Origin of the sequence: Gallaecimonas kandeliae (genome assembly GCF_030450055.1) — a bacterium.
GTDB classification, from domain to species: Bacteria; Pseudomonadota; Gammaproteobacteria; order Enterobacterales; family Gallaecimonadaceae; genus Gallaecimonas; species Gallaecimonas kandeliae.
Genome location: NZ_CP118480.1, coordinates 2,920,274 through 2,939,321 on the forward strand (window position 1 = coordinate 2,920,274; position 19,048 = coordinate 2,939,321).

Below are 19,048 nucleotides of genomic sequence, written 5' to 3' on the forward strand. Positions count from 1 at the left end.
CCTTTTTGTATTTGCCCAAGCCAGACAGACGCCATGCTGCATCTCATCAAAGCCTTGCCCAAGAGGCATAAGATCCTGGCCGGCGGGGTGGCTGCCCTGCTGGGCCTGCTGCTATTCCTGCCGTCGGAAGATGCCGAAGCCACCCGCGCCCACGACGGCCTGCAGGTGGGGCAGCGCTATCCCCTGGCCGTGGCCGTCCAGCCCCAAGCCAGCCAGCCTCTTGCCGCTCCCGAATGGCAGTGGCAAGGGCAAACCGTCAAAAGCGGCGACAGCCTGGCCAAGCTTTTCGACCGCGCCGGCGTCTCGGCGCGGGTCCTCCATGAACTGCTTCAAGATCTGGGCAAAGCCGGCAGGCCGCTCACCGAGCTGCGCCCCGGCGAGAAACTGGAATTTGCCAAGGCCGAGGACGGCAGCCTGGCCGCCCTGCGCTACAGCCCCAGCCGCACTGAGCAGCTGCTGGTCAACAAGGGCGACAAGGGCTTTAGCCTGGAAAGCCGCGAGATACCGGTAGAACACCACGAGCAGTTCGCCACCAATACCATCAGCTCCAACTTCTGGAACGCCGGCGTCGATGCCGGCCTGTCCCCCAACATCATCGACGGCATCGCCGACATCCTCGGTTACGACATCGACTTCGCCCTGGAGCTGCGGCGCGGCGACAGCTTCGCCGTGCTCTACGACCAGGACTACATCGACGGCGACTTCATCGGCGACGGCAAGATCCAAGCGGTAACCTTCGTCAACCAGGGCCAGCTGTTCCAGGCGGTGCGCCACAGCGACGGCAACTACTACACACCGCAAGGCAAGTCCCTGCGCAAGGCCTTCCTGCGCTCGCCGGTGAACTACAAGTACATCTCGTCGAGCTTCAACCCCCACCGCCTGCACCCGGTCACGGGCAAGGTCCGCCCCCACAACGGCATCGACTACGCCGCCAAGGTGGGCACCCCCGTCTACGCCTCGGGGGACGGCCGGGTCATGAAGTCGGCCTATTCCAGCCTCAACGGCAACTATGTCTTCATCAAGCACGGCGAGAAGTTCGTCACCAAGTACCTGCACCTCTCGAAGCGGCTGGTGAAAGCCGGCCAGGCGGTGCACCAGGGCCAGCTGATCGGCAAGGTGGGGGCCACGGGCCGGGTCACGGGCCCGCACCTGCACTATGAATTTTTGGTGGGCGGGGTGCACCGCAACCCCCGCACCGTCAAGCTGCCCGAAGCCCAACCGGTGCCTGCCGCCGAGCTGGCCGCCTTCAAGGCCCACGCCCAGGAGCTGCTGGCCCGCCTCGGCACCCAGCAGCGGATCATGGTGGCCATGAAGTGATGAAGCATGACGAGCTCTATATCGGCCTGATGAGCGGCACTTCCCGTATGCGCAGGCGATACCGTCCCAGCGCCCAGCCCGCCAAGGGGAGCCACTGATGGAGCTTTATATCGGCCTGATGAGCGGCACCAGTATGGACGGTATCGACGCCGTGCTGGTGCGCTTCGAGGGTGAGCGCCTGCAATTGCTGGAGAGCCACCTCGAGCCCCTGCCCGAGCGGCTCTGCCAGTCCCTGCACGGCCTTTGCCAGCCGGGCCAGGACGGCCTGGACCAGGTAATGAGCGCCAGCCTCGCCTTCGCCGAACTCTCGGCCCAGGCGGTCAAGGCCTTGCTGAAGAAGGCCCAGGTGGCGCCACAGGCCGTCACCGCCATCGGCAGCCACGGCCAGACCATCCGCCATAGGCCCCAATGGGGCTACAGCGTGCAGATAGGGGACGCCGCCACCCTGGCGGTGGAAGCCGGCATCGACGTGGTCAGCAACTTCCGCATGAAGGACCTGGCCCTCGGCGGCCAGGGCGCCCCCCTGGTGCCGGCCTTCCACAAGTCGGTGCTGCAAAGCGACGCCGTGCTCAACATCGGCGGTATCGCCAACGTCACCTATCTTGGCGACCCCGTCTGCGGTTTCGACACCGGCCCCGGCAACACCTTGATGGACGCCTGGGCCCGGCGCCACCTGGGCCTGGCCTTCGACGAGGACGGCGCCTTCGCCGCCCAGGGCCAGGTGCTACCCCAGCTGCTCGGCGCCCTGCTGGCTGAACCCTACTTCGCCCAGCCCTGGCCCAAGTCCACGGGCCGCGAACTCTTCCATCTGGACTGGCTGCAAGGCTTCCTGCAAGGGGACGAGAACCCCGCCGACGTCCAGGCCACGTTGCTGGCCCTGACGGTGGAGACCATAGCCCTGCACCTCGAACAGCTGCTGCAAAAGGGCAAGGTCCAGCTCTGCGGCGGCGGCGCCCGCAACCCGCAATTGGCAGCCGCCCTCAAGGCCAGGCTGCCGGCCCTGGAGTGGGGTATCACAGACCACGAAGGCATCCCCGGCGACTGGCTGGAAGCCATGGCCTTTGCCTGGCTGGCCAGACAGTTTATAAAGGGGTTGCCCGGCAACCTGCCGGAGGCGACCGGCGCCCGCCGCCCCGCCCTCTTGGGACAACTGACAAGAGCCTGCTGAGCCAGGCCGAGAAACACATGCATCATCCCAGCAAGATCATCCGCCTGCTGGCCGACCATTGGCCCAGCTTCGAGCGCCTGGTGGACAGGTTCGGCTTCGCGCCCTTCAGCTTCCAGGATCTCCAGGCCCTTATCCGCCAGCAGTACCCCGACTGGGGCCCGGAAAAGGTGTTCAAGGAAGCGGAGCGCTTCCTGGCCCTGGAAGTGGCCCTGCCGCTGCCCAAGTCCAGCCTGCTGGAGCTGAACGGCGCCGTCTTCGAGTTCGTCCAGTACCTCATCAAGGAACACCAGTTGGGGCTGAGCGGTGAAGTCGAAGCCCAGCTCGCCGAAATAGCCCGTCTCAGCGCCAAGCTCGAGGAGAGCCTGGCCGCCCTGGATGCCGAGGACAGCCGCCGCTACCTGCGCCGCATCGACAACCTGGTGCGCAAGGTGGCCGGTCAGTTCAAGGAAAACGAACAGGCCATCTACCGCCTGGCCGAGACGGCCAAGAGCCAGAGCGCCCTGTCGTTGAACCACAGATACCAGTTGGTGCTGGACGCCTTCGACGACTACATCGAGCCCATGCTGGACATGCTCGAGCCCCACGGCCGCTTCGCCCTGGCCTTGGACGACTTGGCCTTCAAGCTCAACGACCAGTACCGCCACCTGGAGCGCTCCGGCCACCTGTTCGAGGTGCGCGGCGCCCTGCTGCTGCTGCGCACCCGCATCCTGGTGCTGTTCAACGAGGGCCGCGAGAGCCTGCGACGCGCCGCCGACCTGCTGCTGCCCCTGCGCCAGGAGCTGCGCAAGAACACCCTGATCGCCAAGGCCGCCAGCCAACTGCTGGGGGAAATTCGCAAGAAAGGGTTGGAGCGGACCCTGGGTGGCCGCACCCCTGTGCTGTCCTCCGATACGATGCGCCGCACCCTGGCCAGCCAGCACCAGCTGCTGGCCTACCTCGGCGACATCGCCGGCTTCCAGGAAGAGGAAGTGCTGCTGCCGGAGGACGACGACCGCGCCCCGGCCGCCAACCTCAACCTGCCGGACCCGGCCGAGGTCCAGGCCGCCTTCAAGGCCTCGAAAGACAAGAGCGCCATCCACTGGCTGCTGGACCAGTACCCGAGTCTCGCCGCCGACGAGCTGCTGCACCTCTACCAGCACCTCCAGCTCAAGGCCGACAACCCCCATGGCCAGCGCCAGACCCTGGCCCTCAAGGACTGCACCCTTCACCTTTATCCGCTGGAGAGCCGCCATGCAGATTGATTTGGCCGAACTCAAGGCCCTGGAAGACATCCACCGCAAGTTGATGGCGGGCTACCACCTCAGTGAGCAGGAGCCCGGCCTCTGGCTGGAACTGTGCGCCCAGGAAGACGCCTACCAGGGGCTGTTCGCGGCCCTCGGCTATGAGCTCAAGCACGACGAGCGGGGTTTCTTCTACTTCAACACCCCCGAGACCACGGTCAACATGTCCAAGACCTCCCAGTGGTTCGCCCTGACCCTCTACTGCCTGGTGGAAGATCTGGCGGACGCCGGCAAGGATCCGGTCAATGCCCTTTTCGATCTCACCTTCGGGTTCGAGGAAATGGACGCCCTGGTCAGCCGCCACCTGCCGCTGTTCGAGCAGCTCAACGTGCAGAGCGCCTCGGATCTTCGCAAGGAAGTCTTCAACCGCATGGTGCGCCTGGGCTTTGCCCGCGAAGAAGGGGACGGCTTCAAGTTGCTGCCCCCCTGCCACCGCTTCCTGGACGCGGCTTTGGCTTTGACGGTGGAGGAGCCCAATGAATAACGTATCTGGCTTGGGCAAACTGCTGCCCGCTCTTGACCACGGCATCTTGGATGCAGCCCTGGCCCTGACCACCGACAACGCCGAGGAGACCCTGGATGTCTGAACAGACTTTCGGCCTCACCAAACTGGCCCTGCTCAATACCGCCGGCTACGGCAAGTGCGTGCTGCCCCTGGACAGGTCGGTGTCGGTCTGCGCCCCCAACAACACCGGCAAGTCGTCGGTGATCAACGCCCTGCAGTTCCCGCTGATCAACGACATGCGCCTCACCGAATGGGACGGCCACAGCTTCGAGGAAACCCGCAAGTTCTACTTCGGCTCAGACAAGTCCTATGTGCTGCTGGAAGCCAGACTGCCCGGCGAGCGCACCATGACCATAGGGGTGGCGGGCCGCGGCAAGGCCAGCGGCTACCAGTACCAGTATTTCTGCTACCAGGGCGCCCTCGATCTGGGCCACTACACCGAGGGCAAGGCCATAGTGCCCTACGGCCGCCTCTTCGAGCGCCTGGCCGAAAGGGGCTGCCAGCCCCAGGAGCTCAAGGCCTCGGAACTGAACGCCCTCTTGACCGGCGGCGCCACCCCTTATGACCACCTGCACATGAAGCTCATCCCCCTCAACAACGTCTCGGATGCGCCCGTGTACAAGGAGATCTTCAGGCGCATGCTGAACCTGCACAAGCTCAGCGCCCAGGACGTCAAAGGCTTCATGCTCAAGGTCTTCGACCGCCACTTCTCCAACGCCCGCATCGACTTCCTGGCCGTCTGGCACAATGCCTTCGACAAGGTCAACCGCATGCGCGCCCAGCTGGCGGCCATGGAGAAGGAAAGCCAGGCTGTCCAGGCGCTGGAAAACCTGCTGGACGGGCGGGCCGTGCTCAAGGGCAAACTGGCCGCCTACCAGCCGCGCCTGGACGAGGCCTTGGTGCAATGGCACGACCATATGGACGAGAAGACACAAGAGCTGGCCCGCCGCCGCGAACTGCTCGCCGACGAGAAGGCCGGCCTCAAGGACAGGAACAATTTCTACCAGAGCCAGCTGATGGAGTTGGGGGGCAACAAGAAGGCCCTGGAGCAATGGCTGGCCGAGTATGACGGCCTCTACCAGGATTTCGCCCTGGTGGACGAGGCCACCCTGGCCGCCAATATCCAGAGCCTCAAGGCCGAGTACGAGGCCCTCATCGGCCTGCTGGCCTCGGTCAAGGCCCAGCCCCTGTCCGCCATAGAGCGGCGCCTCAAGGAACTGCGCCGCCAGCTCAGCTCCAACAAGCTGCAGTTCAAGAACCTCGAGTACAACCTTTATTCCCGGCTGCGCGAAGATCTCTCTCCCGGCGAGGTGGCCGAGCTCAGCCGGCTGCTGAACCCGGATCTGCTGGCCCTGTCCACCGCCAAGGGCGGCGAAGTGGCCATCGAGGACGACGGCGCCTTCGGCGACTTCCTGGAGCAGGTGGCCGGCGCCATCCGCGGCCAGGTGATGCACCTGCCCGGTGCCACCATCGACTTGAGCCACCTGGCCAGCCACAGCTTCAGCTCAGCCGAGGACAAGCTGGTACTGAAAGAGACCATAGAGCAGCAGGAAGCCGAGCTGGAACTGCTCAGCGCCCAGCTGCGGGTGGCCCAGGATCTGGAAGCCAGGCTCGCCGAGAAGGCGGCCCTGGAACGCCAGGTGGAGGAAGAGCAGGCGGCCCTGCGCGGCTTCAAGCGCTTCGACGAGATGCGCAGCCAGTACCCTGAGCGCCAAGCCCAGTTCGACACCCTGGCCGAGGAAGAGGCTACCTTGCGCGAACAGCTGGAAGAGCTGCGAGCCCTGGAGAGCCGCATCAACGACGAGCTGCTGCAGCTCAAGGTCCGCGAGGACCAGTTCAAACGCCAGGGCGAGGTGCTGGAGCGGGCCAAGGCCCTGCGCATCGACGATCAACTGGATCTGGTCACGGGCCGCAAGACCCCTTACATGATCGACATCCGCCTCGACATGGACGGCCTGGCCGACAGCCTCGAGCACTTCAACCGCGAGTGCCGGGAGCTGCGCGACCACGATCTCAACATCAGCAACACCTACCTCTACCTGGTGCGCCAGGGGATCAGCCAGTTCGACGGCGACCCGGACGAGGAAAGCCGCTGCCAGAAGCTGATCAACTACTTCCACAACCTGCCGGCCGAGCGCGAGGTGATAGCCCGCCAGGCCAGGACAGCCCTGGTGGACGTGGCCGGCACCCTGACCTCGCTGCGCAGCGACCTGCACCGCCTGCACGGCGAGATGGAGCGCTTCAACCGCGGCATCACCCGCCACCCCATATCCAACCTCAAGGGTTTCAAGATAGAAGTGGTGGACAGGCCCCAGCTGGTGCAGCACATCGACACCATCCTCGAGACCTCCAAGCGCTACGAGGAAGGCCAGAGCTTCGATCTGCTGGATCTCAACCAGCCCACCGACGACAAGGCCCTGGCCCAGGCCAAGGACTACCTGATCAAGGTGGGCACAGAGCGCGCCGGCCTGACGTTGGACGATCTCTTCGACATCCGCTTCAGGGTCACGGACCGCGCCGGCAACACCGAATCCTACGACAAAATCGACTCCGCCGGCTCCAACGGGACCCGCATCACCATCAAGCTGCTGTGCGGCATGCTCTTCATCCGCCAGCTGCTCAGCGAGAAGGAGCGGGGCAAGTACCTTATCCCGCTGTACATCGACGAGGCGGCGGACATCGATCCCTCCAACCAGAGGGCCATCATCGACACCGCCCGCCACTTCGGCTTCGTGCCCATCTTCGCCTCGGTCAAACCGCAGATCGCCTGTGAGGTGGTGGTACCGATCCGCACCACCCGCGACGGCACCCTCAACCTGGTGGAAGAAAAAGACTGGATAGAAGTGGAAGCCCCGGCCCTGGCCCCAGAGGCCCTGGAAGCCTGATCCCAAGCCGTCCACCCGGGCGGCTTTTTTACATCCCGGTAAAAAACCTGAAAGACCAGGCCGCCGCCCCTGGTCCTCTTCCTTGCAGTGACGTGCCACCCCCGCATCCCACTTGGCATAAAGGAGGGTATCGCTATGACACTGACCCAAACCCTGGGCACAGCCCTGCTGCTCTGCTCGGCGGCGGCCCTGGCCGGCCCCGGCAACGACAACGGCCACAGCCGCCGTAGCAACGGCGGCGTCATCTACGTCACGGACCAGGGGCTCTACTACGACACCTTCGCCGTGGTGGACGCCATCCCCATGCAGGGACGCTTCCAGAAACTCAACCCCAACGGCCCCATGGGCCCCGAAACGGAATTTGGCCCAGGCGATCCCGGCTACCTCGGCGGCCGCTGGTGGGTGGATCTCAACGGCAACGGCTACATGGACGAAGAGGACATGTACTTCCTCTGCCCCCTGCTTGGCCCAGGGCGCGAAACGCCCTGAACCCTGCCGGTCCTGCCTGGTGCAGGACGCAAAAAAGGGAGGCTACGCCTCCCTTTTTCATTGCCGCCTACTGGCCGGACAGGGGCGTCTGGCTGACCTGGTAACCGCCGTCCGTACAGAAGCTGCCTTGCAGTTCCTGGGGGTCCAGGTAGAAGGGCTTGTCCGGGTAGGGCCTGGATACCCCGGAGGGGGTGCCCATGGGATAGCGCTTTAGGTAGCCGTTGTCGTGCTGCTGCCACAGCTTCAAGGGATAGCTGTAGGTCATCAACAGTCTGGGCCTGTCGCCGTTGTCCGCCAGCAGCCGCTCGACACCGCCGGCAACCAGCCCGGCCTGGGCCACCACCACCTTGAGGTTGAAGCGGACATCGTTGCCGGTGGAGCCCGGCACCTGCAGCTGCTGCCACTTTTCGATGGGCACGAAGGCCGATTGCGCCTTGCGGCGGCCGTTCTCCAGCCGTTCTATGGCCACGAACACATCCACGTCCTCGGGATGCCAATCCGAGTTGGGATTGAGGGTGTAGTAGAAGTTGCCGTCCAATGTGGTGGGGTTGCAGCCCGTGGGCCTGCCGTCATAGAAACTGGAAGTGCAGTTGTAGCCGTCACCATCGATGGACGAGACCCACTGCGCCACACCGACATTGGGCAGCTTGACCATGGCGAAGACCCCCAACGGCTCGTTGTAGGTGGGATAAGCCCCGCTGTTGTCGTAGGCACCCGTCTCAGGGGCATCCTTGGCATTCAGAGAGCCCGGCGTGGCGATGCTGACGTCGTCGGTATTGCCCATGAAGGTGGTCTCTCCGCGCAGGGCCATCTCGCCGACGGTGACCGTGGGCATGGGCGGCGGCAGGTCGAAGCCTTCGATCTTGGCCGGTACGCTGAAGTTGGCGAAGCCGAAGAGGGACGACAGGCTCCCCAGCACCGCAGACGATATGGGCTCAGGACTGGCCGTGGCCAGCAGGCCCAGGGCTTCGCCCGTCTTCTGCAGGGCGGTAGCGCTGTCCGAGGTGTTGGTCCACAGCTTCTCGTCGTAGACGGCGGTGGCGTAATCCTTCTGGTCCTTGAACTGCTCGTAGAACTGGCGATAGCTCTTGAAGGTGGTGGCACCTACCCGATCGTCCAGGCCGGCGTCGTTGAAATAGCTGGTCAGGTAGTCGGCGTCCAGGAAGCTGCTGGCGTCGCGAACCGGCACGCTGTTGCCGGTATAGCGGCCGGTGAGCCTGGTTTCACCGTTGGCCATGGGCGAGACCTTCAAGGTCAGCACCGAGGCGTAGCAGGCGGTGCAGGGATCATAGCCCAGCTCGAAATCGGCGTAGATCCATTGCTTGTCCTCGTTGGCGATCAGCGGCGCCATGGCCGTGACCCTGGTGGTCCCCGCCTGCCTGTCCAACGACATGGGCGCATAGGGTGAGAAGAGGTTGCTGGCGACCCGGCCGTTGCCACCGCTGTGGCTCAGCTCGATGGCGGCGGCGTTGTAGATCCCGGGGGCCTGATCATAGAGGACTATGGCCCTCAGCCTGCCGGTGTAGCGGTTATACAGCATCACATAGGGCATGCCGTAGGTCTTCTGGTCGAAGGGCACGTCCGTCTGGCCACCCTTGAGCATGTGATAGCCCAGGTTGTGCTTGACCAGCTCCCAGCCGCTTTGCGGCTGCATGTCCGGTAGCTCACTGCTCGAGCCGGCCGGGGCGGCGAAGGGATAGCGGCTCAGTGAGTCCTGGTAGAAGGGGCTGATCAGCGGTGGCTGCTCGGTAGGATTACTGCTGCCCACATAGCCCACGTAGGGCCAGTTGAGCCGGCGCCAGTCGAAGCCGTTTTGCTGGTAGTCGTTGTCGCTGCCGTAGCTGGCGTTGCGCTGTGCCGGCGGCACCCTGGGCGCATCCGGGTCGGTGCTGATCCGCTCTTGCGCATTGCCGGCCAGGTAACGGGCGTAGGACTGGACCTCGTCCTTGGCCTTGAGCCGCCACTGGCTGCCCGGCCCCGTCTCCTGGCTCAGTGAGACGCTCTTGTCGTCCGCCATGGTCAGGTACTGGCCGTAATGGCGGTTCTTGAAGCGGAACAGGTTGTCCTCGACGATCTCCACCTGCCAGCGGCAGGCATCGCTGTTGGGATCGCCCCCCAGGGTCGCCTGGTCCTCCGGCTTGACGAAGCAGAGGCCGGCACCATTGCCATCGACGAGGGCCGCAACGCCGTCCTTCAGGCTGCTTATGTGCCAGTGTTGGCCATCGGCCTCCTCCTCCAAGTCGGCAACGCTCAGCCGCTGGCCCTGCTCCAGGGCGAAGCGGCTCAGCCGGTACTTGTCCAATGCGGGTACCAGGTAGTAGTCCTGGCCGGGGTCGAAGGCGGCCAGACCCTTGAACACCTTCATGGACGACACCTTGCCTGCCAGGTCACCCAGATCCTGGTTGTCGCTCAGGGTCAGCTTGGCGCCCTGGAAACCGGTATGCTCGTAAAGCTCGGCCACATAGCCTGGCGGCAGGGTCACCGACCTTGCCAGATCGTTGAAGTTAGCCAGGCCGCTGAGGTCCTGGTCGCTGCAATAGCGCAGGCCGTTGCCGCCGGGTTGCTTGTAAAGGCAGACCTGGGTGCTTTCGTCAAAATCATCGTCGTGGACAACCTGGAAGGGGCCGCGGCCGTGGTAGTACTCCCACCATGAATCCAGGTCGTAGCTACCCTGGCGCCAGGATTGGCTATAGGGTCCGTCCCACTCCTGCCTGCTGAAGTCCACCCGGTAGCCTTCCTTGACCCTTATGTTTTGGACCCACCAAACCCCGGCACCCGATCCGGCGGAGTAGCTCTGCCCTGCGTCCTTGCAGCTGGTGATGCCGTCCGTATTGGCATTGCCTTCCGTGAAACAGGCGGCGTCGTAAGCGGACGCCGCCGGCGCCGCGCACAGCAGAACCAGGGTGATCGCCGCCTTGAGGCGGCTCCCCTTGCCTGGCGCGGCATTAGTGGCAACCTTGGCCCATGCGGGGCTCCCAATGACTCTCATAAATTGCTTCCTTATGTTGTTGCTGGTCAGGAGGGAGAAGGGATGGGCGGACCGCCCAGACGGCATGCTAGGCCAGGGCCGGATGGGGGCATATAGCCAGTACTGAAAACGCAGATCCAGAGTCGAAAGCGCTAATTTGCCTAGCGCCAAAGGAGCCGGGCAGGACTAAAGAACAAAAAGTAGCAATTTAAATTACATTTCGGTAACCATGACAAAAGAGCAACAACCAGCAGTCAGGAGCTCGGCCATGGAAGACCTCTACTACTTCAGCTGTGTCATGCGTTTCGGCCAGTTGAAAAGCGCCGCCCTACACCTCAGGGTATCCGTCCCCACCCTCAGCCGCGCCATCCGACGCCTGGAACAGCGGCTGAACACGTCGCTGTTCAACCGCCACTCCAACAACCTCAAGCCCACCGCCGGGGCCATGCAACTGCACCAGCAATGCTGCCAGCAATTCCTGTCCCTCGAGGCCTTGCTCAGGGGGGCCAGGGAACAGAGTCAGAGCGTGGAGGGACCGCTGCGGATCATCGCCCCCGTAGCCTTCGCCCGCTCCATGCTGGCCCGGGGCCTGCTGGATAGCTTCCGTCACAGCTACCCGAAGATCGAACTCCGGCTCGATCTCTGCAACCACAGGTTGGCCTTGGACGAGACGGATTTCGATCTGGCGATACTCATCGGCGAACTGCCCGACTCGCCCTTTCTGTGCAAGCGCATCGGCAGCCTGGCCTTCATCCTCGCCGCGGCGCCGGCCCTGTTGGCCAGCACCCCGCCCCTGTCGCTGCCAGAGCTGCAGCAGTTCCCACATCTGGTGTTCGATCCGATCAAGCACTGGCATTTCCGTTCGCCGCAGGGGGAACAACAGGAGTTCATGCCGAGGCGGGACTTTTCCTGCACCGATGCCGAGATCTGCGCCCTGGAGGCGATCCAGGGCAAGGGCCTCTACTACGGTCCCAAGCTGTTGATCAAAGAAGCCCTGCACAGCGGTGAGCTGGTGCCGGTGCTGCCGCAATTCCAGCCCTTGGAGCGCAAGGTGTCGCTGCTGTGGCCGGACCGCCTGGTCTCGCTCAGGACCCGGCTGATGATCGACTACCTCGCCGAACACTTTCCCTGCTGTGTGCAATGAGAGTCCCGGCCATGGCTTGGGTGTCACAGCTGGTGAGGTGGCCCTATCTCACCGAAGTCGAAACGGCCGGTTCGCCATAGCGGCAGGACAAACCTGGCCCTTCCTTCAGTAAGAAGCGGCCCGGGTTGCGAGACAAAGGCCCTAGGCCCAGGGCTCGGCCATGGGATACGACACCTTTGCCGCAGTGGGACCCCAAGGCTGGGGCTGGAGGTGCCCCAAACCGAGCTCAGGGTACCCTCGCCCGTGGGCCTGTACTCTCCCTGTCCTCCGCTTATTCCTCCAGCCCGGCGATCAGCTTCGCCAGGACCTGGTCCGCCAGGCGCAGCTCCTCCTCGGTGAGCCCTGCCGCCAGGACTGCCGCCCAAGGCTCCTGCAGCTTCCCGGCCTTCTCCAGCACCTGACGCCCGTCCTCCGTCAGCACAAAGAGCCTGGCCCTCTTGTGCTGGGGGTTGTCACGGCTCTCCAGCAAGCCGTCTGCCGCCATGGCATCCACTATCCGCTGCACGCTCTGCCTGGCCTGGCCCATGGCGCGGGCAATGTCCGGCACTGTGGCGCCCCCCAGGCTCTGGCCCACGGCGCCGAGCACCTTCCAACGGGCACTGGTCAGCCCCAGCCCCTTTACCAACTTGTCGCCTTCGGTGACCAGCAGGCCACTCAGCTTGAAGGTGGCCAGCACCAACTGGGTGAAGAGGCGGCCTTTCTCGTTATCCATGGGTCGGATCTCCCCCTTGATAAAATGACAGCACATTGTCATTATTCGCACACATTGACAGCAAGCTGTCATTTTACCCCGAAGCCCCCGGCCTGCACAGGTACCGGGAGAAATCAGCCATACCCTTGGAGGCAACATGGCCCAGGTTACCCTGATCAACCCCTTCGAAATCCCCAAAGGCCAAGAGCAGGAGGCCCTAGCGCACTGGGAAAAAGCCAGGGATTTCCTCGCCGGCCAGCCCGGCTACATCTCCACCCGGCTGCACCGCGCCCTGGACCCCGATGCCCGCTTCCACCTCGTCAACGTCGCCATCTGGGAAAGCGAAGCCGCCTTCAGGGCCGCCACCGCCAAGATGCGCCAGGAGCTAGGCCCGCCGCCCCAGGGCGTCAAAGGCGGCCCCGCCCTCTATGAGGTGATCCGCGACTGACCTTGGCCAGGCGGCGCCTGTTACCTCGGCAGCCGCAGGTGGCAGCCATCGCATGGACAGAAAGGTATCACCGTCCTTCTTTACTTGAAGGGCACTGTGAGCAAAGAGCCTGCACAAAAGAGGCCACAAGACCCCTCTTTCCGGCCAATCAACCCCAGCGTCCACCTCGCCATATAAGCGAAAGGTTAAAAATTAACAGTTTGTTGACACAACAAATCAAGGTCGCTAACGTCTTGATTGAGCTGGATCCCCTGGCTCAAAAACATTCGCTACATCATTGAAGGAATCAAAGATGACCAAGCAAAACAACACCAAGCTGTTCGCCTTCAAACTGGCCGAGAAGAAGCAGGAAGTGAAGTCCGACATGAAGTGGACAGCCCGTGACAACGTCGCTACCGCCGGCTGCACTGGCCCCTTCACCCGCGCCTCCACCACCCGTGCCTATGACGGCGGCATCTACTGCTGAGCCGGCCAAAGCACAAGCCTTGAGCTCCGGCTCAAGGCTTTTTTTCAGGCCAGTTGTGAGACGCCATGACCAAGAAGATCCTGATCGTCACCCACAGTGACGACCTGCACGCCGACCGGCTCGAACCCCTACTGGCCGCCCGGGGCCAAAGCTTCTTCAGGGTGAACCTCGATCAGTTCCCCCGTGACTACCGGCTCACCCAGCACCTTGACCATCGCCGTCATGGCGGGATGCTGGAACACCTCCCCTCAGGTACCGAACTCCAGCTCGACCAGGTGGGCGCCACCTGGATGCGCAAACCTGCCCCCTATGCCTTCCTGAGCCCGGACCTCTCTCCCCAGGAGGCCGCCTATGCCAGGCAGGAGACGGACCAGGCCATGTTCGGCTGGCTTTATTCCCTGGATTGTTTCTGGATGAGCCACCCGGTGCAGATGCGCGGCGCCATGTGGAAGGGTGAGCAACTCAAGCGGGCGCGGGAACTGGGCTTCACAGTGCCGCGCTCCCTGGTCAGCAACTGCCCCGATGCCGTCCGGGCCTTCAAGGCCGAAGTGGGCGGCGACATCATCTTCAAGTCCCTGTCCAGCCCGCACCTGGCCGCCGACGAAGTCGGGGATGCAGACCGGATAAGCCAGGGCCTGCCCACCACCCTGATAACGGACGACCTCCTGGAGGAACTGGATGGGGTGAGGGAGCTGCCCTGCCACTTCCAGGAATATGTCCCCAAAGCCTACGAACTGCGGGTGACCCTGATCGGGGACCGGCTGTTCGCCGCCAAGATCCATTCCCAGGACGATCCCAGGACCCAGGTGGACTCAAGGGACATGTCGGCGCCTATCCGCTACGAGGCAACAGCGCTCCCGGCCGAGGTGGCCGAGCGCTGCCGCCACTTCGTCCAGAGCTATGGCCTCAACTACAGCGCCCTGGACCTGATAGTGACCCCAGACAACGACCACGTCTTTCTCGAGAACAACCCCAACGGCCAGTTCCTCTACGTCGACCAACTGGTCCCTGAGTTGGGGTTGATGGAGACCTTGGCGGACACCCTGGCCAGGGAGGCCCAATGCCGCAGCCTATGACAACGGACCTCGGCCCCGGGCTCAGGGAGCTGGAGCAGTGCCGACGGAGCAAGGCGCTGGTCCTCTGCGCCTCCCATCTGGACTTGGACCTGCTGCCCCGCCTCCATGACTGCCTGCGCCAGTTGGGTAAGGTGGAACGCCTCGACGTGTTGCTGCAGGCCAGGGGCGGCGAGGTCAACGCCAGCCGCCGTATCGCCCTGCTGCTGAGAAAGCATTGTGACCACCTCGGCTTCATAGTGCCCTTCCACTGCCAGTCCGCCGCCACCCTGCTGACCCTGGCCGGCGACGAGATCCTCGCCGGTGACCTGGCCCTGTTCTCCCCCATAGATCCGCTGCTGCACGGAGGCGGGGCCGATGGCACCCCCTCAGCCCTCTCCTGCCAGGATATCCGCCGCTTCGGCAGCCTCTGCCAGGACTGGTTCGGCCTGGACCAAGCCGAGGCCCAGCAGCAGGCCCTTGCCCTGCTCTGCCAGAGCGTGTTCCCGCCCACCCTGACCGCCTTCTACCGCAGTACTCAGGAGGTCAAGGCCATCGCCAAGGCGTTGCTGACCTTCCAGCTCCCCGGCGCTGACGAGGAGGCCAGGGAAAGGATCGTCGAGACGCTGATGTTCGGCTACCACTCCCACGACTACGCCCTCACAGGCGAAGAGCTGCAGGCCCTGGGGCTGAACCTTTGCCGCGACGCCGAAGCCGAAGCCCTTGCCTGGCAATTGTCGGTGAGCCTGCAAGACCTGGTCGGTGGCGGCCTGCGCCAAGGCCCCGAGGCCCCCTGGCACGATGCCCTTATCGCCACCAACGAGCGCCAGCTGCTGCGGACCCGGACCGACGCCGCCCTGCTGGGGCAATGGGAAGAAAGGGGCAGTGCCCATGGCTGAAACGGACGTCCTGGCCCTCCTCGCCCGGCTGCTGGCCGGCCTCTTCTTCGGGTTCTCGGCCCTCGGCAAGGGGCGGGCCCTGAACGCTTTTAGTCAGAACCTGGTGGACAGCTTTGGGGTACCGGCCGCCCTGGCCGGCGCCGCCAGCTGGACGCTGGTGGCCTTCGAAGCCCTGCTGGCCTTGGCCCTGCTGGGAAGCTGGACCTACCGCTGCGCCGCCATGGCCCTGGCCTTCCTGGCCCTGGCCGCCTTCACCGCCCTGGTGGCCTGGCGCCATGTTCAGGAAGGCAACCTTCGCTGCCACTGCTTCGGCACCAGCGACAGGCCCCTGTCCCGTTTCGACATCGCCAGGAACCTGTTGCTGCTGGCCGCCATCGGCGCTTACCTCGTCACAGGTGGCGAGAGCCATACCCCGGCCCCGGTGGAACTGGCGGTGCTGGGCGCCCTGGCCCTGGTACTGGTCCAATGGCTTATCCATTTCCACGAAACCCTGGAAACCCTCTTCTACCAAGGCCGGAGGCCGGCACCATGAGCCTCACCCAACTGGTGCTGCTTATCCTGTCGCTGAGCGTCGCCCTCAACCTGGCGCTGAGCTTTCGCATACTGCGGCTGCTGCGCGAGCCGCCCGTCGCCCAAGATCCGCTGCCGGTCACGCCGGGAGAACTCTTGACGCCCGTCAGGGGCCGTACCCTCGAAGGCAGCCCCATCCTGCTGAACCACCAAGGCAGGGCCAGCGCCCTGCTGTTCCTGTCCAGCCAATGCCCCAAATGCCGTGAAAAGCTGCCTGAGTTAACCGCCCTCACTGGCCTGCTGGAACCGGCGGGCCTGGATCTCTGGCTGGTGAGCAACGAAGGCCAGGGCCGGCTGAACCGCTTCCTGGCCGATACCCCCTTGGCGCCCCTGACCCTGAGGGTCGGCGTCAAGGCCTACAAAAAGCTCAATCCCAGCCTGAGCTCCCCCTTCTACCTCTTCGTGGACCATGAAGGCCGACTCCAGGCCGGCGGCACCGTGGGGGACCCTGACTGGCAGAGCTTCCTCGACCAGATGGGGCAGATCCGCCTCGAACTGGCGGCCAGCGCATGAGCGCCGCCAAGGACAAGGGCAGCCACGTCAAACGCCTGGCCCTGCTCAAGCCTCTACGTTGGCGCCTGCTGGCAGGGCTGGCCGCCATGACAGTCACCATCGCCATCCAGTTGGCTTACCCCAAGGCCCTCGCCTATTTCATCGACCACCTGGACCAGGCCCAGGCCCCCGGCTGGTTCGGCACCTTCGCCCTGGCCATGGCCGCCCTGCTGTTGGTGCAGGCCGGCGCCACGGCCATGCGCTACTACCTGTTCGACTCCAGCGGCCTGATGCTGGTAGCCAGGGTCAGAGAGCTGGTCCACCAGGCTTTGCTGCGTCAGGGCATCGCCTTCTACGACAGTCATAACGTCGGTGAGCTGACCAACAGGCTCAGCGCCGACGTGGAGGAGCTGCAGGATACCTTCACCATGGGCATGGCCATCTCGCTGCGCTCTGTGCTGGTATGCCTGGGCGGGGTGGCGCTGCTGATCGCCACTTCCCCCCTGCTGAGCCTGGCCATGTTGCCCTTCATTCCCATCAGCCTTTATCTCGGCAAGAAGGTGGGAGGCCAGATTGAACGGCGCTCGGCCCGGATCCAGGCCTGCCAGGCCGACTGCGGCAAGGTGGCCCACGAAAACCTGGCCAATATCCGCCTGATCCACGCCTTCAATCGCCAGGCCAGGGCCCAGCACAACTACCAGGGCGCCACGGCTGCCGCCCTGGCCGAGTCCCTGTCCCGAACCCGCTACCTGGCAGGCTTCCAGGGTTACTCCAGCCTGCTGATCTACCTGGTGCTGGTGTTCACCCTCTGGCTGGGAGCCAGGCTCATCGCCCAGCAAGCCCTGACGGTGGGGGAGCTGACCAGTTTCGTGCTTTATTCGGCCATGGTGACGGCCTCGGCCGGCGCCATCAGCAGTTTCTGGAGCGACTGGATGCGGGCCATCGGCGCCACCAGGCGGGTCTTTGAGATCCTGGACTCCGCTCCCACCGAACAGCCTGGCAGGAACGCCGGCACCGCCAGCCCTCTGGCCTTCGAGGCGGTGGATTTCCACTACCCCGGCCGCCCCGAGAAGGCGGCGCTCCAAAACTTCAACCTGGCCCTGGCCGAGGGGGAGAAGGTCGCCCTGGTGGGCCCCTCAGGTGCAGGCAAGTCCACGGTGGCGGCCCTGCTGCTGGGCTTCTACCCACCGACGTCGGGCAGCCTGCGTTTTGGTGGCCAAGACAGCCGGACCCTGGACTGGCCAAGCCTGCGCCAGGGCATCGCCGTGGTCGAACAGGAGCCCGCCCTCTTCAGTGGCAGCATCAGGGACAACATCGCCTTCGGCGCCCGGGACGAGGCTCCCGACGACCAGGCCATCATCCAGGCTGCGCGCCTGGCCAATGCCCACGACTTCATCAGCCAGTTTCCCGCCGGCTATCAGACCCAGGTGGGGGACAGGGGCGTGCAGCTGTCGGGGGGCCAGAAACAGCGGATCGCCATAGCCCGCGCCATACTGCGCGACCCCAAACTGTTGATCCTGGACGAGGCCACCAGCGCCCTGGACGGTGCCAGCGAGATGCTGGTGCAGGGCGCCTTGGACAACCTGATGGCGGGCCGCACCACCCTCATCATCGCCCACCGCTACGCCACCATCATCAAGGCCGACCGGGTCTTGGTGCTGGAGGGGGGGCGCCTGGTACAGCAGGGCTCTCACCAAGAGCTGGCCGCAGACAGGGCCGGCCTCTATGCCCGTTTGTTCGGGGAGCAGTTGGCCGGCCAGCGCCTTCAGAGGGAGAAGCGGGCGTAGATGGGGTTGTGGTCCGAGACCACGTCGGTATCGATGGCGGTGGCCATCTCCAGTTTCAGCCCCCGGTAAAAGATGAAGTCCAGGGGCAACTGGAACAGGCTCTTGACGTGGTGGCGGTCCTCCATCACCGCCTCGGTCAGCCCCGCCGCCTTGGCGAAGGCCTCCAGGTAGCGTTTGCGCCTGGGGCTCCAGACGTTGAAATCCCCTGCCACCACCATGGGCCCGGCATGGCGATGCAGCCTTTCTATCAGCTGCTCCATCTCCGCCAGGAAGCGCTTGTGATGCACGAAGTTCACCGCGTGGACATTGGCCACCAGCAAGGATTGACCATCCCCCAGCAGGTGCAGGCTGATCATGGCGCTCTTGTGGGTGGCAAAGCGCAGCTCCCGGTGGCGGCTGAGCAGGGGTATCAGATCGTCGAAGGCGACGTTGGCCGCCGTCAGCACTCCGTACTGGTGGCTCAGGGTCTGCATGTTGGGGGCCATGGCGTAGGAAAGCCCGGCCAGGTTGAAATGCTGCCCCAACGGCAGCTTGGCCTCCTGCAACAGCAGCATGGCGCTGGGGTATTGATGCATCAAAAGTCCCAGCCGCTGCTGGAAACGCTGGTCCAGGGTCAGTTTCTGGGTGTTCCAGCACAGCACCCCGAAGTCCCCATCTAATCTCGCGTTTTGATGGGCCAGGTGCTGGGTCAGGGAAAGGGGTTTGAGCATGGATCTCTACTGCCGGTGTCGATGCAGTGAGCTTAGCAGCTGCCCTGGCAACCAGGCTGGCCATCCGGCTACACCGCCGAGACGACGGCCACCCATTGCCGAGCTCGCCCGCGGCCTAGAGCCTGACCATGCCAGCGCCGGCATTCAAGGCCTAGGCGCCGCCCCTTCAAAACGGGG

At 64.4% G+C, this 19,048-nt stretch carries 17 protein-coding genes; 14 read left to right on the forward strand and 3 right to left on the reverse strand.

What is annotated here, in order from left to right; all coding sequences use genetic code 11:
* The first annotated feature begins 33 nt into the window (after window positions 1-33).
* The 6 genes from PVT67_RS14395 to PVT67_RS14420 all read left to right on the forward strand — a co-directional run bounded on the left by PVT67_RS14395 (window position 34) and on the right by PVT67_RS14420 (window position 7,644).
* Complete coding sequence (locus PVT67_RS14395; RefSeq protein WP_301494696.1) at window positions 34-1,317, forward strand: peptidoglycan DD-metalloendopeptidase family protein; 1,284 nt, start codon at window positions 34-36, stop codon at window positions 1,315-1,317.
* A 97-nt stretch (window positions 1,318-1,414) separates the two neighbouring features.
* On the forward strand, window positions 1,415-2,485 hold the full coding sequence (locus tag PVT67_RS14400) for an anhydro-N-acetylmuramic acid kinase (protein WP_336407759.1): 1,071 nt from the start codon (window positions 1,415-1,417) through the stop codon (window positions 2,483-2,485).
* Between the two features lie 17 nt (window positions 2,486-2,502).
* Complete coding sequence (locus PVT67_RS14405) at window positions 2,503-3,726, forward strand: hypothetical protein (protein ID WP_301494698.1); 1,224 nt, start codon at window positions 2,503-2,505, stop codon at window positions 3,724-3,726.
* Window positions 3,716-4,249 (forward strand): condensin complex protein MksE, encoded by a 534-nt coding sequence (locus PVT67_RS14410; protein ID WP_301494700.1) that lies wholly within the window; start codon window positions 3,716-3,718, stop codon window positions 4,247-4,249. The genes PVT67_RS14405 and PVT67_RS14410 overlap by 11 nt, the downstream gene beginning before the upstream one ends.
* A gap of 95 nt (window positions 4,250-4,344) precedes the next feature.
* A complete protein-coding gene (locus tag PVT67_RS14415) occupies window positions 4,345-7,155 on the forward strand; it encodes an ATPase (protein WP_301494702.1) in 2,811 nt (936 codons plus the stop codon).
* Window positions 7,156-7,290: 135 nt separating this feature from the next.
* Window positions 7,291-7,644 carry a hypothetical protein gene (locus tag PVT67_RS14420; RefSeq protein ID WP_301494705.1) on the forward strand — a complete coding sequence of 118 codons (354 nt, stop codon included), beginning with the start codon at window positions 7,291-7,293 and terminating at the stop codon, window positions 7,642-7,644.
* Window positions 7,645-7,711: 67 nt separating this feature from the next.
* Here the strand turns inward: PVT67_RS14420 and PVT67_RS14425 are convergent, their stop codons facing one another.
* On the reverse strand, window positions 7,712-10,633 hold the full coding sequence (locus tag PVT67_RS14425) for an RICIN domain-containing protein (protein ID WP_301494707.1): 2,922 nt from the start codon (window positions 10,631-10,633) through the stop codon (window positions 7,712-7,714).
* A 247-nt stretch (window positions 10,634-10,880) separates the two neighbouring features.
* On the opposite strand from PVT67_RS14425, the gene PVT67_RS14430 reads away from it, so the two are divergent.
* Window positions 10,881-11,756 carry a LysR family transcriptional regulator gene (locus PVT67_RS14430; RefSeq protein WP_301494709.1) on the forward strand — a complete coding sequence of 292 codons (876 nt, stop codon included), beginning with the start codon at window positions 10,881-10,883 and terminating at the stop codon, window positions 11,754-11,756.
* A gap of 271 nt (window positions 11,757-12,027) precedes the next feature.
* Here PVT67_RS14430 and PVT67_RS14435 read toward each other — a convergent pair whose 3' ends face one another.
* The gene (locus tag PVT67_RS14435) at window positions 12,028-12,468 is read right to left on the reverse strand and encodes a MarR family winged helix-turn-helix transcriptional regulator (RefSeq protein WP_301494712.1); all 441 of its coding nucleotides are present in this window, start codon (window positions 12,466-12,468) and stop codon (window positions 12,028-12,030) included.
* Between the two features lie 136 nt (window positions 12,469-12,604).
* On the opposite strand from PVT67_RS14435, the gene PVT67_RS14440 reads away from it, so the two are divergent.
* The 7 genes from PVT67_RS14440 (at window position 12,605) to PVT67_RS14470 (ending at window position 18,161) form a co-directional block, all read left to right on the forward strand.
* Window positions 12,605-12,895 carry an antibiotic biosynthesis monooxygenase family protein gene (locus PVT67_RS14440; RefSeq protein ID WP_301494714.1) on the forward strand — a complete coding sequence of 97 codons (291 nt, stop codon included), beginning with the start codon at window positions 12,605-12,607 and terminating at the stop codon, window positions 12,893-12,895.
* 292 nt (window positions 12,896-13,187) lie between these two features.
* On the forward strand, window positions 13,188-13,361 hold the full coding sequence (locus PVT67_RS14445; RefSeq protein ID WP_301494716.1) for a hypothetical protein: 174 nt from the start codon (window positions 13,188-13,190) through the stop codon (window positions 13,359-13,361).
* 65 nt (window positions 13,362-13,426) lie between these two features.
* The gene (locus PVT67_RS14450; protein WP_301494719.1) at window positions 13,427-14,437 is read left to right on the forward strand and encodes an MvdC/MvdD family ATP grasp protein; all 1,011 of its coding nucleotides are present in this window, start codon (window positions 13,427-13,429) and stop codon (window positions 14,435-14,437) included.
* On the forward strand, window positions 14,434-15,312 hold the full coding sequence (locus tag PVT67_RS14455) for an SDH family Clp fold serine proteinase (protein WP_301494721.1): 879 nt from the start codon (window positions 14,434-14,436) through the stop codon (window positions 15,310-15,312). The genes PVT67_RS14450 and PVT67_RS14455 overlap by 4 nt, the downstream gene beginning before the upstream one ends.
* Window positions 15,305-15,844, forward strand: coding sequence for a MauE/DoxX family redox-associated membrane protein (locus PVT67_RS14460; protein WP_301494722.1), 540 nt, complete (start codon window positions 15,305-15,307; stop codon window positions 15,842-15,844). The genes PVT67_RS14455 and PVT67_RS14460 overlap by 8 nt, the downstream gene beginning before the upstream one ends.
* Entirely contained in the window at window positions 15,841-16,395 is a 555-nt protein-coding gene (locus PVT67_RS14465; RefSeq protein ID WP_301494725.1) for a TlpA family protein disulfide reductase, read from the forward strand. Before PVT67_RS14460 ends, PVT67_RS14465 begins: the two co-directional genes overlap by 4 nt.
* A complete protein-coding gene (locus PVT67_RS14470; RefSeq protein ID WP_301494727.1) occupies window positions 16,392-18,161 on the forward strand; it encodes an ABC transporter ATP-binding protein in 1,770 nt (589 codons plus the stop codon). Before PVT67_RS14465 ends, PVT67_RS14470 begins: the two co-directional genes overlap by 4 nt.
* Here PVT67_RS14470 and PVT67_RS14475 read toward each other — a convergent pair.
* Window positions 18,140-18,871: an endonuclease/exonuclease/phosphatase family protein gene (locus PVT67_RS14475; protein ID WP_301494729.1), complete on the reverse strand. Its 732-nt coding sequence runs from the start codon at window positions 18,869-18,871 to the stop codon at window positions 18,140-18,142. The two genes, PVT67_RS14470 and PVT67_RS14475, sit on opposite strands and share 22 nt — an antisense overlap.
* Window positions 18,872-19,048: the final 177 nt, after the last annotated feature.

Bases quoted from the DNA above. Each gene is read 5' to 3' on its own strand.
- PVT67_RS14395 (WP_301494696.1), top strand. From the start codon at position 34: ATGCTGCATCTCATCAAAGCCTTGCCCAAGAGGCATAAGATCCTGGCC.
- PVT67_RS14400 (WP_336407759.1), top strand. From the start codon at position 1,415: ATGGAGCTTTATATCGGCCTGATGAGCGGCACCAGTATGGACGGTATC.
- PVT67_RS14405 (WP_301494698.1), top strand. From the start codon at position 2,503: ATGCATCATCCCAGCAAGATCATCCGCCTGCTGGCCGACCATTGGCCC.
- PVT67_RS14410 (WP_301494700.1), top strand. From the start codon at position 3,716: ATGCAGATTGATTTGGCCGAACTCAAGGCCCTGGAAGACATCCACCGC.
- PVT67_RS14415 (WP_301494702.1), top strand. From the start codon at position 4,345: ATGTCTGAACAGACTTTCGGCCTCACCAAACTGGCCCTGCTCAATACC.
- PVT67_RS14420 (WP_301494705.1), top strand. From the start codon at position 7,291: ATGACACTGACCCAAACCCTGGGCACAGCCCTGCTGCTCTGCTCGGCG.
- PVT67_RS14425 (WP_301494707.1), bottom strand. From the start codon at position 10,633: ATGAGAGTCATTGGGAGCCCCGCATGGGCCAAGGTTGCCACTAATGCC.
- PVT67_RS14430 (WP_301494709.1), top strand. From the start codon at position 10,881: ATGGAAGACCTCTACTACTTCAGCTGTGTCATGCGTTTCGGCCAGTTG.
- PVT67_RS14435 (WP_301494712.1), bottom strand. From the start codon at position 12,468: ATGGATAACGAGAAAGGCCGCCTCTTCACCCAGTTGGTGCTGGCCACC.
- PVT67_RS14440 (WP_301494714.1), top strand. From the start codon at position 12,605: ATGGCCCAGGTTACCCTGATCAACCCCTTCGAAATCCCCAAAGGCCAA.
- PVT67_RS14445 (WP_301494716.1), top strand. From the start codon at position 13,188: ATGACCAAGCAAAACAACACCAAGCTGTTCGCCTTCAAACTGGCCGAG.
- PVT67_RS14450 (WP_301494719.1), top strand. From the start codon at position 13,427: ATGACCAAGAAGATCCTGATCGTCACCCACAGTGACGACCTGCACGCC.
- PVT67_RS14455 (WP_301494721.1), top strand. From the start codon at position 14,434: ATGACAACGGACCTCGGCCCCGGGCTCAGGGAGCTGGAGCAGTGCCGA.
- PVT67_RS14460 (WP_301494722.1), top strand. From the start codon at position 15,305: ATGGCTGAAACGGACGTCCTGGCCCTCCTCGCCCGGCTGCTGGCCGGC.
- PVT67_RS14465 (WP_301494725.1), top strand. From the start codon at position 15,841: ATGAGCCTCACCCAACTGGTGCTGCTTATCCTGTCGCTGAGCGTCGCC.
- PVT67_RS14470 (WP_301494727.1), top strand. From the start codon at position 16,392: ATGAGCGCCGCCAAGGACAAGGGCAGCCACGTCAAACGCCTGGCCCTG.
- PVT67_RS14475 (WP_301494729.1), bottom strand. From the start codon at position 18,871: ATGCTCAAACCCCTTTCCCTGACCCAGCACCTGGCCCATCAAAACGCG.